This is a genomic window from Bartonella sp. MR168JLCBS, from assembly GCF_042194175.1.
Genome location: NZ_JBHIMP010000252.1, coordinates 1 through 843, shown reverse-complemented (window position 1 = coordinate 843; position 843 = coordinate 1). Strand labels below are relative to the sequence as shown.

Annotated in this window: 1 pseudogene; it reads right to left on the bottom strand. The window is 40.3% G+C overall.

Annotated elements, in window-relative coordinates:
* A pseudogene (locus ACFIK8_RS10680) lies at window positions 1-779 on the bottom strand (autotransporter outer membrane beta-barrel domain-containing protein); the annotation flags it as partial.
* Window positions 780-843: the final 64 nt, after the last annotated feature.

Sequence of the window (843 nt, the reverse complement as noted above, 5' to 3'; positions counted from 1 at the left end):
TCTTCAGATCTCTCTAAAGATTCTTCAGATCTCTCTAATGAAACAGGTTGAGGAGTCCTTGACTCAGAAGTTCCAGATAGAGCCGAAGAAGCAACAAAAATGGTTTGAGCTGCATCAGAATCTACTGACGCATTAACACCTCTCTCTTCTTCAGAAACACCACTCTCTTCTTCAGATCTCGCTAATGAAGGAGTTCCAGATACGGCGGGAACAACAAGAATGTCTTCACTTTGTGCACTTGCAGAAGCTACAACCACAAATCGATTCTCTAAACGGTAATCCCAAAACTGGGTACTCTCTTCCCCCAATTCAGGATCGAAAAACTTCGAGGCTGACCCCAAAGAAGATCTTTGATGAGAATTTGGACCATAAGCATGAAGAGTATATTGATAAGGTGTACTATTTAACGTAACATAGTCACTATCAAGCTTGAAAGAGTTTTCCTCTGCACTTCCATAAACTTGAATAATTGAAATGCTGTTAGATTGATTCTGCCGTTCTGATGAGGTGCTACCTGAAACAGGATCCACATGCACGAGAGTTGTTCCAGAAACATCGCCATGAAGTAAAAGTCTATCAGAGACTTGAACACTATCCGCATTGCCAGACATCAGATCTGCATTAAAGTAAATCTTAGAAATCCCATGAGCACTATAAACCGTGCCCTCTCCATTTCCAATGCGCAGGGTTCGATACTTATTATTACTCTGACCGCCTTGTCCACTATCTCCATTTTCTGAAGAAAGAAAAAATCTAATATTACTGTTTACAAGTCTCATAGATGAAATACATGAATCTAGACAACCCGCATCTGAATCTCTATCGGTATATATATCCTCCGTT